Here is a 14,126-nt window from a genome sequence, read left to right as displayed (position 1 = left end):
CCTTTAACAGCCAATGTCCGGGCTCGCCAATGGGTAGACTAAAGCGGGATATGCATTCATGATCTGAGAAAAAAGGAGCATAAGAATGAAACAACGCAACTATACGCCGATTATCGTTATTCTCACCATAGCGATTAACACGCTTATCGCCATCTTGTACTTCATGCCGAAGAACAATGATTTCAGTCATCTCGACCTTTCGTTTTTGCCGTTTTTTAATGCGGTCATGAACAGTTTTACCTTTGTATTTCTGATTGCGGCTCTTGTTTCCATCGTGAAGTACAAAAACATTAAGATGCATCGGGGATATATTTTTGCAGCCTTCTCGACAACAGCTCTCTTCTTGGTTTCGTATGTGATCTACCACGGAATGGCACCTAGCACTTCCTACGGGGGAGAGGGAATTCTTCGGCCGATCTATTACTTCATCCTGATTACACATATTCTGTTGTCGGCGCTTATCGTGCCTTTTGCGCTGATTACGACTGCGCGTGGACTCAACATGAAAGTGGAAAAGCATAAAAAAATCGCCCGCTGGACGATGCCGATGTGGCTGTATGTCAGTGCGACGGGTGTCATTGTTTACATCATGATTTCTCCGTACTATTAATCAAAAAAAGAGCATTAGCTGCTGAGGCTAACGCTCTTTTTTTATGGACAAAGCCTTTATATTTTCGATTCGCGTTTCTTAAACCAGCGTTTAGGCAGGAAGTAAATGAGCCCGGATACGACAAGAAAAGCAGTTAAGATAGAGATAATCTCTAACACAGTCACATAGTTAAGGTCTTCCCATTCACCCACATGCAATCCGTAAAAGAAATCTAAAATGGGATCTTGTTTCAAGGCTGTGATATGCCCTTCGGAAGAAACAGTCAGCCGCAGAATAGGTTCTCTGCTGACGTAAACCTTGAAAGAGTCACCTGATTTTGCAATCGATCTGATTTCATCCCAAGAATATTCTCCAGTTTCTACTAACTTCTCCCCTACATAGGCAATGGTTAGCTCTTCTGGTTTGGCGGGTACTTCGATCATTGTGGTTTTCAAGTCTGTGGCTTTTTCCTGATACCAAGGAACATTTAACAGGAGAAAACCAGTAATGGCCCACATCAATAAGAAAACACTAACAATGAGTCCGATGTAGCGGTGGAAGTTACGGTTCCACTTCTTAAATAGCATGCAGGTTACTCCTCTCGATGACGTTCTTGATGATTATATAGTGCACTTACCAATCCCAATTGCTTTGCTTGATTCCAAGATTTTGGGCGAGTATGGAAGCGATCGGTTGCTTGATGGGTGCGAGTGAATTTGCCGTGCAGCTGGATTCTGGCTGATAATTCAATTCCTGTGCTTTTTGTAGATCAGCTTCGGCTAGGTTGTTCGATTTATTTGCTTGCTCATAACAGGGAGGTGAGATGTAAGTCTTGTTCGTATGCTCCAGGATCAAGCGTGTATCGGGAGCGGGGCCTACCTCCATAGGAATGGAAAGCACGCCAGCTACTACGACCACAGCACAAATGCCAATAAGAGGTCCTCGCTTCATCATATTCACTCCATCTATTTATATAAGTTTAGTCCAAATGAGCCGATTTATTGTAACACCTAATTTCCGAGACAGTAATGGCTCATTATAGCTATTTACATGGAAAAACCACCGCCTCCAATCTGGGACGGTGGTTGGTTTTCTATTAAGAGATCTCTTTGCCTTTTTCGTCGACACCCAGAGCTTGTCGTGCCATGATCTTGAACTCTTCTAGCCCTGATTTCAATGCGAAGATGGCGAGAATGACCGGATACGCTGATGTCATTTCTGCGATATGCTCATGCATACGCGGCCATACACGGCCTCCTGCTTTCTCATAGCGTTCGATGAAATCAGCCAAGCCTGTATCTCCGAACAGCATGTAAAAGACCGTGAAGTCAATAGAAGGGTCAGCGACCTCTGCCTCCGTCCAATCGAGGAGCCCTGTTACCTTACCGTTTTCAGCAACCAGGATATGCCCCGGATGGAGGTCACCATGCACGAGAGCAGAGTGAGTAGGCCAGAATGTGTCATCCGCAAGCCATTTTTGCCAACGATCCCATAGCACTTGGGAAACCCCAAAGACGCGTTTGACTTCATTCATCTTTTCTCGAAGGCTTTCGAGTACTTCATGAGGCTGTTTGACTCGGATATCAGCATCTCGAGCAAGATCATGATGAATACCATGTAATTCCACCAATGCTTCCGCCCACGTTTGTATGCATAGTTCAGGCAGAGATTCAGGATTCAGATACCAATCATAATTCTTTGTTTCCATATTGATCGTCGCCATCGGTGTGCCAGCGAGGATCGGATAAGCGATGAATTCAGAGGTGTGTACCTGCCAATCCGGTACTTCGACACGTAGATGTTTTGCTACGAGATCTAACACCTTTTTCTCGTAACGAGCAGTTTCGACGACATCGTCCCGTCGTGGTTGGCGCAATACGTATGGGACGCCATCTATTGTACATGCAAAAATCGCAAGGAAATCTAATCCGGATTCATTAACCTTCACGGTAGTTGGGTCTACAAGGATTCCGTTATTTTTCGCGATGGAAAGGATTTGCTCTACATTGTTTTTGGACATAAAAAAACACCTCATTCATGAATAGTTGGAATCAATCAAACACAAATAAACTCATCCCATTCCGTGTTTTGAAAATGGCTGAGCCCACATGGGGTCTTATCGATCTTAACGAAGTCTCATGAATGCGATGCCCGTTGCAATGTCCATCGTCGTAGCCTCCTATAATTGAAAACAAAGATAGTGTACCATAGGATCTAACGAAATGCCGACGAGGAGATTAGTGATGATGAAATTGATTTCTTGGAATGTAAATGGACTTCGTGCATGTGTGAACAAAGGCTTCTACGAGTACTTCAAGGAAGTGAACGCCGATATATTTTGCATGCAGGAAACCAAGCTGCAAGAAGGTCAAATCGAGATGGAGATCGGTGAGGAGTACCATCAATATTGGAACTATGCAGTGAAAAAGGGCTATTCCGGAACGGCCGTTTTTACAAAAAAGGAACCGCTCTCTGTTCGTTATGGCTTGGAAGAAAATCATGAGCCTGAGGGCCGCGTGATTACTTTGGAGTTTCAGGATTTCTACTTGGTCACGGTCTACACCCCGAATGCGAAGCGTGATCTGTCGAGATTGGATTATCGGCTGGAATGGGAAGAACGGTTTCGGAATTACTTGTTGGAGCTAGACGCAAAGAAGCCCGTGGTGGTTTGTGGGGATCTGAATGTCGCCCATCAAGAGATTGATTTGAAGAATGCGAAGTCCAATCGCAATAATTCTGGCTTCACTCCTGAAGAGCGTGAGAAGATGACGCGGTTGCTTGCAGCTGGGTTTGTGGATACTTATCGATATTTCTATCCGGATCAGACAGATGCTTATACGTGGTGGTCTTTTATGCCGAAAGTAAGAGAGCGGAATATCGGGTGGCGTATTGATTATTTTCTCGCTTCTGAAAGACTGGCTTCGTCGTTGGTGCGTGCGGGAATTGACTCACAGGTGATGGGAAGCGACCATTGCCCGGTGATGTTGGAGTTGGGCACTATCGAATAAAGAGTAGGAGGCAGGGAAGGATATGAGTGAGTATGCCATGCCTGTAGTCAGCAATTATGAGGGTGAGTGACCTGAAATAGCAAAACTGCCTATAATCAAACAATTAAGACGAAATTGGATATAAGCGAACTTTGATATGATGGAGAGGAGCTTCGTACAATGACCATGTTAGACTTCTAATGAAGAGGGGATAGGATATTGCTAACCATGAATTTGTTACTAATTGCTTTTCTGATTTTTGCTACGGCTTTTTTTGTGGCAACTGAATTCGCAATTGTAAAGCTTCGCCCCAGCCGCGTGGACCAATTGGTCATGGAAGGGAGAAAGAATGCTCTTGCTGTTCAGAAAGTAATTAGTAACTTGGATGGATATTTGTCAGCGTGTCAATTGGGGATTACGTTGACGGCTATTGGCTTGGGGGTATTGGGGAAACCGACGATTGAAAGTATTATTAGCCCATTTCTTACGCCTTATTTACCCGAACAAGTCGTTGCAGTTCTGTCGTTTGTGATTGCTTACTCGCTCATTACATTTCTCCATGTGGTTGTCGGGGAACTGGCACCGAAAACAGTGGCGATCCAAAAGGCAGAAGCGGTTAGCTTATTGTGTGCGAAACCAATTATCTGGTTCTATAAATTGATGTACCCGGCGATCTGGGTACTAAATGGCTCTGCTGCTCTGCTTGTGCGTTCATTCGGTATGAAACCGACCAAGGAGCATGAAGAAAGTCACTCAGAAGAAGAGCTGCGAATCATTCTGACGGAAAGCTATGAGAGCGGCAAAATTAATCAGTCTGAGTATGGATACGTTAGCAATATCTTTGCTTTTGATGAGATGCTGGCCCGCGAGATTATGGTCCCGCGGACAGATATGAGCTGCTTGCACAAGGAATATACCCTCGAGCAAAATCTGCGAATCATGAAAGAAGAGCAATATACCCGTTTCCCGGTTATTTCGCAAAACAAGGATCATATTATCGGGATGATTAACACAAAAGAGTTCTTTCTGAATTATGTCGATGATCCAAATTTGGATATGTCCAAGCTCATCCGACCGTTTTTAACGGTTTCGGAGGCTACACCTGTAAAAGATCTTTTGAAAAAAATGCAGAAGCAAAGAACGCATATCGCTATCCTGATTGACGAATATGGCGGAACCTCCGGAATGGTTACGATCGAAGATATTCTAGAGGAAATTGTAGGTGAGATCCGTGATGAGTTCGACGCGGAGGAAAAGGCAGAAATCGAAATCGTAGAAGAGAACAGCCATGTGATTGTAGATGGAAAGGTTCTTCTCTCCGAGGTCAACGATTTGCTGAACGCCAATATTAATGAAGAAGAGCTCGATACCATCGGTGGTTGGCTATACAGTCAGAATCAGACGCTCAAGGAAGGTATCCAATGGCAATACGATGATCTCGTCTTTACGATCAGAAAGAAAGATAAGCATCGCATACGGAAAATTGAGATTCAGAAAGCAGTGGAAGTTCCGGCTCGTGAACTGCAAGATGTAACGTAATCAAAAGATGGGGGATTCCCATCTTTTTTCTCTGCATGTATTGGCAAAGAGAGCATACAAAAACGGGGCCGAGCGAAACGGTCCCGTTTGTTCTGTTATTACGTATAAACGATATCGTAAGTAGATTTCATGACTCCATTCGCATACTGCTTCATATCCACTAAATCTAGCTTGAGACGTGGCTTAGCACTGCCAAATAGAAGAGTACCTTCCCCGACCATCACCGGATTTACCTTCAGTACTAATTGATCAATCATTTTATGTGCCAACAACGCGCCTGCCAATTCGCCGCCCCCGCACAACCACAGCTTGCCGCTTTCTTGCTGTTTGAGATTCTTGATAAATTCGATGGCATCGCCTTTGACCAGCTCGACCTTAGCGTTGGACTCAAACTGCATGGAGTTAGAAAAAATATAATGCTTGATTCCCTTATAGCCGGGTTCGCCTGGCTTTGCACCGAATTTAAATCCAAACTCGTATGTTTTCGCGCCCATCAACACGGCATCATACTGCTGAATTTCAGATAGAAAGTCCGGTACATGGTCTCCCTCAAATAAGAAGAGCGTGTTGTCAATATTTCCATCCATCATCGCTTGATCGGCAATGAAATTGTCTAACGATACGGCAACATGATAAATTAATGAGGCCATTTGGAAGTCCCTCCTTTTTTCTCCATTTCATTTTATGTGAAAATAATAAGGGCTTGCACGCATTTTATTTGAAGAGGAGGAACGACATGAAACAAATGACGCCAGAAGAACAAGGGCTTCTTGAAGAATTATATAGATCGGACGATAGAAAAGTAGAAATTCTCCACTCCTTGGCCAGGATGGGGGGCATGATCACTCTGACTTTTCTATTACCATTTGCTTTGGAGAAAAGAGTAGAAATACGAAAGGCAGCACTTGCGGCTATCCATCAAATAATGTCACGCCTGCGTAAACAAGATGTAATTGGCTTGGATCAATACATACGGAGATTGACTCCTTATTCAAATAGAAACCAGTTGGCTGCATGGCATGAATTGTTGCCGGAGGAAATCCGGAACTTTTCGGTAAACGATGAGGCAGACCTTCATTTCATCGGAATTTGCAGCTTCCATCGAAACGGCTTTGTAAGGGAAGCGGCGATTGAAGTGTTGTTAAAACAGGTTACGGGTGCGGAGATTCCTTTTTTGCTGATCCGTTTGAATGATTGGCAGCCCAAAATTCGTTATCTCGCGTTTAAGGCATGTAAGCTAAGATTCCGTCCAAATTATGTGAAACACTTTCTCGAATCCAGTTTCTTGTTGAAGCATCTGTCTGCATACTATAACCGTGAAAAGTTCTCCGATTTCCTAGAGGAGATCGACGAAATGTTTCGTCATACAGATAATCGAGACGTGTTACGAAGTGGTTTTCACTCAAAAGACCCGGTTGTTCGGCGATTTTGCTTTGATTTGGCAATCAGCCTTCATGATATCGATCCAGATGAGGTTATTGCAGAGGCTTTGATTCAGAAAGATGCTTTGATCAGACTCCAGACGGTTAGGTATCTGTGCAAACAGGAAGAACATGATCGACTAAGAAGATGGCTCGATCGAATTCGACGTGACGTCTTTCCTTCGATTCGCCAACTGGCTTTGCAAGCTTATGTGGATCGCTTTCCTGAGGAAGCGACCAATGCGTTGCTTGCTGCTCTGCTGGATGGACATAAATCCATCCGCGAAATGGCCCGATTTTATTTAAAAGAAAAGAAGATCGACTTTGCTGCCTTCTATCGGGAAAAATTGGTTGGTACCGAGGAGCAGGTGATATCCATAGCGATTGTGGGAGTAGGCGAAACGGGTGTGAAAGCAGACGATCAATGGATTCTTCCGTTTTTACGCCATGAAAATGAACGAATACAAAGAGCAGCCGTGAAGGCACTCGCCATGCTGAATCCAGAAGACCACATCGAAGTTTTTATCCGCGCTCTACAAATTAATAAACGAAGCGCATCTCGTGAAGCAAGACAAATACTAGCGGATCGGGTAGAGCTTCGTCATGCAGACATGCTCTGGGAGATGATTGAAAAAGATGTGGGCCTTCATGTGAAGAAAAACATTCTCTTCTTATTCTCGAGGATAAACAAGGCAGACAGTATTTCATTATTATTACGGGCATGTGTTGTGCAGGAAAAAGAAATAAGCGATGAGGCAATCCTGTATGTCGAGCATTGGCTATGTGGATATAATAGAAGGTTTTATTTGCGCTTAAAGGATGAACAGCGTGAAAAAATTGACCATACGCTTGGTGAGGTTCGAGAGTTTCTGCCGGAGGATATTGCTGACTCCGTCGAGTCGCTCCTTGCGAAAAGATAAAGAAGGGGCACCTTTATAGGTGTCCCTCTCCTTCGTATTTTCAGTTAGTCCCCAACAATTCTTTTAAGGTGCAATCAATAAACGCGGTATCGACAGGATTAAGTCCAAACCCAGCCAAGTGTCCCCAGATTGATTCAATCGGCTTAAAGGTAGCGTTAGGGATGTGCTTCGTCTCATATTCACTGTCTTCTGGCGTGAAATACAAATCAGTCCGTACGGGCATTACAACTGTTCGTGCTTGGATGCTTCGCAACGCCGTCTCAAAGTCTCCGTTGTACCTATCATTTTTGCTAATGTCGGCATGCTGCCATGTCCACATCATCGCCAGCAAATCGTTTGCATCCGAAGGAAGAAAGCTCTCCTCCCAAAATCCTGAGATAAATTCGGAAAGTGTCTCATAGCCCAAAGCTTTATAGCATGCCTCGCGGTAAAATGGCTGTGAAAACCCCCAACTCGCATAAACGCGCCCTAAGGTACGCAATCCAACCTCGGGAGATGCTGTATACCGCCCGTTATTCCAAGCTACATCGGCCTGCAATGCTGCTCGGATTCCTTCGATGAGGACGATGTTATGCGGCCATGTTTTTGCGGTTCCGGCAAAAGGAGCCAATCGCTCAACCATATCTGGGAAGAGCGCCGCCCAATGAAAGGCCTGAATGGCCCCCATCGACCAGCCTGTTGCCATCGCAATTTTTTGGATGCCAAACCTCTCCGTAATGAGTCGATGCTGAAGGGCGACATTATCATAGATCGTCACGTGCGGAAAATGGGCCTGATCATACGGGCTTGCTGTATTGCTCGGCGAGGACGATAGCCCGTTGCCGAGCATGTTGGGAATGATGATAAAATATTCTTTCGGATTCAAAGCCTTATCTTCTCCGATGAGCCATTCGTTTTGGTAATGTTGGTCTCCAAACGATGTAGGAAATATAATGACGTTATCCTTGGCTGCGTTGAGCGTGCCATATGTTTTGTAAGCAATAAATGCATGCGGTAGAGTCACTCCTGACTGCAAGCGAACATCTCCCAAGTGAAAAATGTCGTAATCCATCTCGCATTGCCCCTTTGTAAGCATGATTTGATTTTTTTCAACTATAAACGTTCCCGTACAGGGGAAAGTCAAGGGAATGACAGATTGGGGTTTTTCCATGTTTAAGATCAGTGAATTTTCCCGATTGAGCAGAGTGTCCTTAAAGACGCTTCGTTTTTATGACCAGATTGGCATTTTGAAGCCAGCGGATATCGACAAAGAGACTGGCTATCGGTTTTATGCAGCAGAGCAATTGGTTACGCTCAATCGAATCCTTATGTACAAGGACTTGGGATTTACGTTGCAACAAATCCAGCAATTGCTGCATGAAGATATGTCCATGGAACAGCGGCAAGGCATATTGAGGCTAAAAGAAAGAGAAATAGAGCTGCTACTTGAAGAGGAGCAAGCACGATTGAATCGAATCAAGGAGCGTCTCCTATGGATCGAGCAAAAGGGCTACGTAGAACAAGAGGTTGTCTTTAAACGAGTCGAACCACAAAAAGTGGTCTCGTTCCGCTCGGAAGGTACGGTGGAAGAGATTCCGATGCTTTTTGATCGGCTGGCTCATTATGCAGGCAAGCAGCAGAGAGGGATGCTTTCTCCCATCGTTTTGTGGAAGGAGTCGGAGCGAGACGAGGCGGCATTCGAATTGGAAATTGGCTATGTGCTCAAACAGGACATTGCTTTGCCATCCGACGTGCTGGAAGTACGAATGCTGCCAGAGGAGCCGATGATGGCCACCCTGGTCCAACGAGTCGAGCCATTCGTTCCTTCTACGGCCTGCATTGACTTGGCCAAATGGATCGAGCGCAATCAGTACCGGATCAAAAAAGATCAGCCAGGCAGAGAAAACTATCTGCAATCCCCACATGGGGGCGACACGTATGTAGAAGTACAAATTCCAATTGAATCTCCATGAAAAAGGCCAGTACCTGTATAGACGACGAGGTACTGGCCTTTTGCCATGTTCATTTGACGCTGGTGGAAGGCAGGTAGTACAGTAAGGTTGATCGAAAATACAGAAAATTCAAAAGGGGAAAGAAGGGAATCCTGCTATGAATAGAAAAGCACGTCGGTTCATTGATCTGAGTGTGCCTCTTGATTGTCTAGCAAAAGAACCGTTTCCACCTGAGATTCAATACAATAGTCATGAAGAAGGGGCTGTCCAAGCTGCGCAGTATTTCGGATTGCAACCAACGGATTTTCCTGAACAGAAGGCTTGGGCGAGTGAAACGGTGACACTCACGACACATACAGGGACACATGTAGATGCACCTTGGCATTACTGGCCTACCTCGGAGGGAGAGCCAGCGAGAACGATTGATCAGTTACCGTTGGAGTGGTTCTACGGAGATGGTGTCCTGCTAGATTTTAGTGAGAAACCGTCTGGTTATGAAATCACGGTGAACGATATGAAACAGAAGCTCGAACAAATCGAATACACACTAAAACCGTTTGATATTGTCCTGATCAGGACGGATGCAGATAAAAGATACTATGAAGAGCATTATTTTCAATCACATGCAGGGGTATCCGCTGAAGCAACACATTGGATCATCGATCAAGGTATCAAGGTAATGGGAACGGATGGATGGGGATGGGATATCCCGTTTTCCGTTCAAGCCGCTGATTATAAACAAAATCCGCGTGATGGCGTTTTATGGGCGGCGCACTATGTGGGAAAAGAGAAAGAGTACTGCCAAATTGAAAAGCTGGCGAATTTGGAGCAATTGCCGAGGCCCTACGGGTTTACCGTGTCTGTGTTTCCTGTGAAAGTGAAAGGAGCGAGCGCGGGATGGGCGCGTCCTGTTGCGATATTTGAGGAAGAGGAGTAGTTGTATAGATATGAATAAGAGAGCGAAGTCACTGTTCCTTGTCATCATCTTCGGCTTCTGTCTCATCATGCTCGCGAATGCTTTTCGGATTTGGTATCCTGCATTGCCATTCGAATCCAAGTCCAAAAGAGAGGTGACGGAGCTTTTGGACGAATACACGGGACCGATCGTCAAATTGACGACGGAGAATAACATCGATTGGTACGGGGCGCAATCCGATCAAGGCTCAGCAGCAGATGCTGTAAAACGAGCAGTGACAGAAAAAGGCTGGACCTTTATCCAACAAGAAGGGGCCGGATACTTTTTTGAACGGGGGAAAGAGCAGATGGTCATCACGTCACAAATGTGGACAGGCAACTATGTGCTATTTCGAATCCCCGCAGGTGTTCTATAGAGGGCTATGCCCGCATCACTTTCCACAACAAATATTTCTCTCGTAAACAAACAGCACAAGGCCGGTATCCCGCAGCTATAGCGGTAGCTTCATCAGCAAAAAATACGCGATGGCGCACATAACCGCCTCGCGTAATGGCTCGGATGGCAGAGGGGCAATCCAGTCGGCCATATATTCTTCCCGGCCTGTAGCCGCCAAATGTACCAGGTGTATCGCTTTTATAATACTGGCGATCGGCTCCCATCAGAGTGTAAGTTTTCGCAGGCATGTGGCTTCCTCCTTTATTGGTTGATGTCGGTACATTCACTTCAACAGGAGGAAGCCATAGCAAGCCCACATGGATTTTTTCCTTACGAGAATTTCGGAATCGCGAAGTAGGCAGACAAACGGTGGTTGATCTGCTCTTCAGAGAGCTCTGGGAACAATCTGGCTTCCTTCACCATATCGTACAGACGCTCCATCGGCTCGCGACCATCGGCTTTCTTTGCCTTCGCGTCGTTTTTGAGCAACTCCCAAATCCCAATTACATACTCGCGTCTGGTGATATCTTGTTTGCGGAAAAAGAAATCGAGGCGTTCCACATGGTCCATGAATTCGTTACCAAAGCGCTTGTCCACTTCACCGCGCAGGAGGGCGATTTCTGCTTCGTACATCGGGCGCTCGTTGCCTTTTTCCTTGCTGATCCAAGGTGTCTCCAGTACAAGCGGCAGGTGGCAAATTTTCTCGTGGTTCACGATGTAATTCAATGCATCAAAGCCGATGAGTCCCGCACCGATTGGCGCGTGTCGGTCTTTGCCTGCCCCGCGGAAGTTTTTGCTGTCATTCAAGTGAACCACGGCGAGACGGTCCAAGCCGATTGTCCGGTCAAACTGTTCCAAGACGCCGTCGAAGTCGTTGACGATATCATAGCCAGCGTCATGAATGTGGCAAGTATCCATGCAGACGGTTAGCCTGCTGTTGTCTTCTACTTTCTCGATGATCGCCGCAATTTCCTCAAAGCTGCGACCGATTTCCGTCCCTTTGCCCGCCATCGTCTCCAACGCGATGTTCACGTTGGTGTCTTTGATGCCTGTCAAAACTTCATTCAAGCCTTCTGCGATCCGGGCGATGCCGTATTCTGCGTCCTTGTCCGTGTATGCGCCAGGGTGCAACACGATATTTTTGACGCCAATGTAGTCGGTCCGGCGAATCTCTTCTTGCAGAAAACGGACAGCGAGCTCGTGAGTATCGTCCTTGTAAGAGCCCAAGTTAATAATGTATGGGGCATGTACAACAATTTCATCCACGCCCTGCTTGGCCATTACTTCTTTGCCTTCTGTAATGTACTGGTCTTCAATCGGCTTGCGGCGGGTGTTTTGCGGCGCACCCGTGTAGATCATAAAGGTACTCGAGCCGTAGGTGGCTGCTTCTTCGGCAGCATTCAGCAGTCCTTTACCGGAGAATGATACGTGCGAACCTATTTTTAGCATAGGATAGAACCTCCTTTGATTAATAAAGAAAACGCCATAAATAAAAAGTAGCGTACGACTCCCAATTCGTCCAAGACTTGGACAGCTCTCGTATTTCTGCTTTTGTCGGTTTTTTTTCTTTGCCTAGTAAAAATTTGATCGCATTGTGCAGACCGACATCGTCAATGGGAAAGGCAGAGGGCATTCGCAGACAGCGCATGAGCACATAGTTGGCGGTCCACGGTCCAATCCCGCGGATGCTGGTCAATCGTTTCTCCGCGGTTCGATAATCTCCTCCGTCCCATAATAGCTCTTTCGATAGTTTCCCTTCAACGATGAGTTGTGCGACGTCAATCAAATACTCGCATTTCTTGGTCGTCATGCGCAATCCATCCAGATCAGCTACGGATAATCCGGCAATCAAATCAGGTGTTGGAAAAAGCCAATATGTCTCGCCTTCGAACTCTACCCGTCTTCCGAATGTCTCTACCAACCGCCGTTTAAGTGTGTACGCATAGGTCAGGTTAATTTGTTGTCCAATGATTCCCCAACTGAGCGTTTCAAACAGGTCGGGAATGCCCATGGTACGCAGCCCATAAAACTTTTCAACGGCCTGCTTTAGAAGAGCATCCCCTGCGGCAAGCTCATAAAACGGAACCAGGTCTCGATCGAGATCGAACCAATCTCGGACATAGCGTGCTACCTCGATCCGGACTTTTTCAGGGGGAAGAGAAGGGCTGAGAAAGCGCACAGTCAATCCTTGGTCGTTATCTGCGTGAATCTCGACCACTTGTGGATCTTGCTCCATCGGGATGGCTTTGTAAAGGCGACCGTTTTGAATGTGAAACATGCATTCGTTGGATGCTCTGGACAAGTATTGAAGATTTTGCGAAAAACTGAATTCCGTAGGTACGGACAAGATCATTTCTTCTCTATTATCGACCCAAGCCGAGTGTGATAGACCGCTTGTCATGCGAAAACCTCCTGTCTGACTTCCTCCTAGTTTTATAACAAGAAAAGCTAACCTGTCATTTCGTTATCTTGCTATTTTAATCTTCTAGCAGTACGGATCACGCAGCGCGGGGGTATACTGTCGGTAAGAGCAAGCGATTTGATAACGGCTATGGCAAAGGAGATGATAGGTGTTGGAGGAACGGGTAACCGATGAGCGATGGCAGGCCATTATTCATAACGATGTGTCTTTCGATGATCAATTTTTTTATGCGGTAAAGACGACGAAGATTTTTTGTAGACCGTCGTGCAAGTCGAAGCCGCCGAAGAGGGAGAACGTGCGGGTTTTTCAACATGCAAGCCAAGCTATGCGGGAAGAATTTCGCCCATGTAAACGCTGCAAGCCTACGGGAGAGAGGCTGCCTGATCGTGAATGGGTGGCACAAATTACACAATACATTGATTCACATTATAACGAAAAGTTGACGTTGGAGCATTTGGCGGATATGTGCCATGGCAGTCCGTTTCATTTACAGCGAACGTTTAAGCGACTCATGGATATGACGCCTGTGGAGTACATTCAGAAAAAGCGGATAGAAAGGGCGGGAGAGCTGCTGGCTCATTCGAACAAGCAGATCGCGGATGTTGCACAATTGGTAGGGATGCCGAATACGCCGTATTTCATCACGTTGTTTAAAAAAATGACGGGCAAGACGCCGAGTGAATATCGCCAACTGAACGTCAAACAACAAACGACATAAGCTGCTCGTGAAATGTGATATCTTTAGAGGTAAGAAGCATCTGCATCCGAGAATAACCACCACTTCCATGAGCGTTTTTTGAAAACGGGACGGAGGCAATTAATAGAAACATATAACATTAAACAACTTTATACAAAGATAAACCTGTAGTAGAATGTAATCAGGTGATGAAAAATGTACTCCATAGGGAAGTTTGCAAAGATGATCGGTGTAACGCCTAAAACGTTAAGGGAATGGGATAAGTCAGG

At 45.7% G+C, this 14,126-nt stretch carries 17 protein-coding genes; 9 read left to right on the top strand and 8 right to left on the bottom strand.

The annotated features are described in order from the left end of the window. Positions 1 to 85: 85 nt before the first annotated feature. Complete coding sequence (locus ACFYU8_RS27770) at positions 86 to 610, top strand: DUF420 domain-containing protein (protein WP_390305907.1); 525 nt, start codon at positions 86 to 88, stop codon at positions 608 to 610. A gap of 56 nt (positions 611 to 666) precedes the next feature. Here ACFYU8_RS27770 and ACFYU8_RS27765 read toward each other — a convergent pair whose 3' ends face one another. The 3 genes from ACFYU8_RS27765 to mphJ all read right to left on the bottom strand — a co-directional run bounded on the left by ACFYU8_RS27765 (position 667) and on the right by mphJ (position 2,609). Further along, entirely contained in the window at positions 667 to 1,176 is a 510-nt protein-coding gene (locus ACFYU8_RS27765; RefSeq protein ID WP_390305905.1) for a PepSY domain-containing protein, read from the bottom strand. A gap of 46 nt (positions 1,177 to 1,222) precedes the next feature. Beyond that, positions 1,223 to 1,543, bottom strand: a complete 321-nt coding sequence (locus ACFYU8_RS27760; RefSeq protein WP_390305903.1) for a hypothetical protein — start codon at positions 1,541 to 1,543, stop codon at positions 1,223 to 1,225. A gap of 142 nt (positions 1,544 to 1,685) precedes the next feature. After that, positions 1,686 to 2,609, bottom strand: coding sequence for a macrolide 2'-phosphotransferase MphJ (gene mphJ, locus ACFYU8_RS27755; protein WP_390305901.1), 924 nt, complete (start codon positions 2,607 to 2,609; stop codon positions 1,686 to 1,688). Between the two features lie 226 nt (positions 2,610 to 2,835). Here mphJ and ACFYU8_RS27750 point away from each other — a divergent pair, with 226 nt between their 5' ends. Both ACFYU8_RS27750 and ACFYU8_RS27745 read left to right on the top strand, forming a co-directional pair. Beyond that, on the top strand, positions 2,836 to 3,597 hold the full coding sequence (locus tag ACFYU8_RS27750) for an exodeoxyribonuclease III (protein WP_390306010.1): 762 nt from the start codon (positions 2,836 to 2,838) through the stop codon (positions 3,595 to 3,597). A 198-nt stretch (positions 3,598 to 3,795) separates the two neighbouring features. Then, positions 3,796 to 5,115 (top strand): hemolysin family protein, encoded by a 1,320-nt coding sequence (locus ACFYU8_RS27745; protein ID WP_390305899.1) that lies wholly within the window; start codon positions 3,796 to 3,798, stop codon positions 5,113 to 5,115. 98 nt (positions 5,116 to 5,213) lie between these two features. Here the strand turns inward: ACFYU8_RS27745 and ACFYU8_RS27740 are convergent, their stop codons facing one another. Then, a complete protein-coding gene (locus ACFYU8_RS27740) occupies positions 5,214 to 5,765 on the bottom strand; it encodes a dihydrofolate reductase family protein (protein WP_390305897.1) in 552 nt (183 codons plus the stop codon). Between the two features lie 86 nt (positions 5,766 to 5,851). Between ACFYU8_RS27740 and ACFYU8_RS27735 the strand changes: the two genes are divergently transcribed. After that, on the top strand, positions 5,852 to 7,456 hold the full coding sequence (locus ACFYU8_RS27735; RefSeq protein ID WP_390305895.1) for a HEAT repeat domain-containing protein: 1,605 nt from the start codon (positions 5,852 to 5,854) through the stop codon (positions 7,454 to 7,456). Between the two features lie 40 nt (positions 7,457 to 7,496). On the opposite strand, the gene ACFYU8_RS27730 is transcribed toward ACFYU8_RS27735, so the two are convergent. Further along, positions 7,497 to 8,507 (bottom strand): alpha/beta fold hydrolase, encoded by a 1,011-nt coding sequence (locus ACFYU8_RS27730; protein ID WP_390305893.1) that lies wholly within the window; start codon positions 8,505 to 8,507, stop codon positions 7,497 to 7,499. A 76-nt stretch (positions 8,508 to 8,583) separates the two neighbouring features. On the opposite strand from ACFYU8_RS27730, the gene ACFYU8_RS27725 reads away from it, so the two are divergent. From ACFYU8_RS27725 to ACFYU8_RS27715, 3 genes are all read left to right on the top strand, one after another. Then, positions 8,584 to 9,408: a MerR family transcriptional regulator gene (locus tag ACFYU8_RS27725; protein ID WP_390305891.1), complete on the top strand. Its 825-nt coding sequence runs from the start codon at positions 8,584 to 8,586 to the stop codon at positions 9,406 to 9,408. A gap of 136 nt (positions 9,409 to 9,544) precedes the next feature. After that, positions 9,545 to 10,324 (top strand): cyclase family protein, encoded by a 780-nt coding sequence (locus ACFYU8_RS27720; RefSeq protein ID WP_390305889.1) that lies wholly within the window; start codon positions 9,545 to 9,547, stop codon positions 10,322 to 10,324. Between the two features lie 10 nt (positions 10,325 to 10,334). Continuing rightward, the gene (locus ACFYU8_RS27715; RefSeq protein WP_390305887.1) at positions 10,335 to 10,718 is read left to right on the top strand and encodes a hypothetical protein; all 384 of its coding nucleotides are present in this window, start codon (positions 10,335 to 10,337) and stop codon (positions 10,716 to 10,718) included. Positions 10,719 to 10,722: 4 nt separating this feature from the next. Here the strand turns inward: ACFYU8_RS27715 and ACFYU8_RS27710 are convergent, their stop codons facing one another. From ACFYU8_RS27710 to ACFYU8_RS27700, 3 genes are all read right to left on the bottom strand, one after another. Then, positions 10,723 to 10,986: an Ada metal-binding domain-containing protein gene (locus ACFYU8_RS27710; protein WP_390305885.1), complete on the bottom strand. Its 264-nt coding sequence runs from the start codon at positions 10,984 to 10,986 to the stop codon at positions 10,723 to 10,725. 82 nt (positions 10,987 to 11,068) lie between these two features. Then, complete coding sequence (locus tag ACFYU8_RS27705; protein WP_390305883.1) at positions 11,069 to 12,187, bottom strand: deoxyribonuclease IV; 1,119 nt, start codon at positions 12,185 to 12,187, stop codon at positions 11,069 to 11,071. A 19-nt stretch (positions 12,188 to 12,206) separates the two neighbouring features. Continuing rightward, on the bottom strand, positions 12,207 to 13,139 hold the full coding sequence (locus ACFYU8_RS27700; RefSeq protein WP_390305881.1) for a DNA-3-methyladenine glycosylase family protein: 933 nt from the start codon (positions 13,137 to 13,139) through the stop codon (positions 12,207 to 12,209). Between the two features lie 169 nt (positions 13,140 to 13,308). On the opposite strand from ACFYU8_RS27700, the gene ACFYU8_RS27695 reads away from it, so the two are divergent. Both ACFYU8_RS27695 and ACFYU8_RS27690 read left to right on the top strand, forming a co-directional pair. Then, on the top strand, positions 13,309 to 13,878 hold the full coding sequence (locus ACFYU8_RS27695; protein WP_390305879.1) for a bifunctional transcriptional activator/DNA repair enzyme AdaA: 570 nt from the start codon (positions 13,309 to 13,311) through the stop codon (positions 13,876 to 13,878). A 174-nt stretch (positions 13,879 to 14,052) separates the two neighbouring features. Continuing rightward, the coding region (locus ACFYU8_RS27690; RefSeq protein ID WP_390307206.1) for a MerR family DNA-binding transcriptional regulator at positions 14,053 to 14,126 on the top strand (74 nt) is incomplete at its 3' end.

Source organism: Brevibacillus sp. NPDC003359, from assembly GCF_042878995.1.
Classification (GTDB): Bacteria; Bacillota; Bacilli; order Brevibacillales; family Brevibacillaceae; genus Brevibacillus.
This window is presented reverse-complemented; position numbering and strand designations above follow the sequence as displayed.